Here is a 779-nt window from a genome sequence, read left to right on the forward strand (position 1 = left end):
TGTTTCAGCAAGGTAATTTGCTCTTGTGGAGAACCAGTGAGATGCTCACCATCTAAAGACGGATCTTGACTATTCAATGTATAGAATAAACACCAGTCACCACTTTCCAATAGTACTAATAAGGCTTTAAAGAATGCTGCTTCTGGGTCATATTCAATCGAGATATTGGGATGATCCTCCTTAACAGCATCAGAATTACAGCCAAACCACAAATCAGCCAAGCCCATAGTAAGATTATACTTTTTTAGATTATAAATAATTGCATCTATTTGATTCATTAAAGCTTTAACTCCAGAGTACGCTTATTTATCCCAGCAGGTTTTTGAATCTCAATTGTAAATCGCGCTTTTGAAACATATTGTGATAAAGAGAAATTCCTTAATACCACCGTACTTCCATCTTGCTGTGGTACACGAATAATATAACCAGTTTGACCACTTAATCAGTTTTTCCCTTTAATCGTTTGCTACATCGGACTACCTGTACTCGGGAATGTTCTAATTCCAACTATTTCTTTAAAAGCTATATAAATATCATCATTAGAAGCACCTTTATAAACAGCTGCCCCTGAAGAAATCGATGGATTAGGTTTGAATACTCTACTATTTAAGATAATTCAAAACTTTTAATATCAGATTTCTTTGCCGCCTCAATGATTGCATTTTTTTTTGAAGAAGTTCCAATATTTTTTGACAAGAATCTTTTGCTAAACTTTGAGAACATCAACATTCTTCCCTGCTTTTAAATCAACTCCAATTGCTAAATCAATTAAGGTAAGC

1 protein-coding gene is annotated in these 779 nt (G+C 34.0%); it reads right to left on the reverse strand.

Going from position 1 to position 779, the window contains the following annotated elements; translation table 11 throughout:
- Nucleotides 1–278: hypothetical protein (locus WA352_RS21725; RefSeq protein ID WP_336143914.1), on the reverse strand; the 278-nt coding region annotated here is incomplete at its 3' end.
- Nucleotides 279–779 lie beyond the last annotated feature (501 nt).

It is taken from the genome of Acinetobacter sp. 102 (assembly GCF_037028485.1).
Lineage (GTDB): Bacteria > Pseudomonadota > Gammaproteobacteria > Pseudomonadales > Moraxellaceae > Acinetobacter > Acinetobacter higginsii.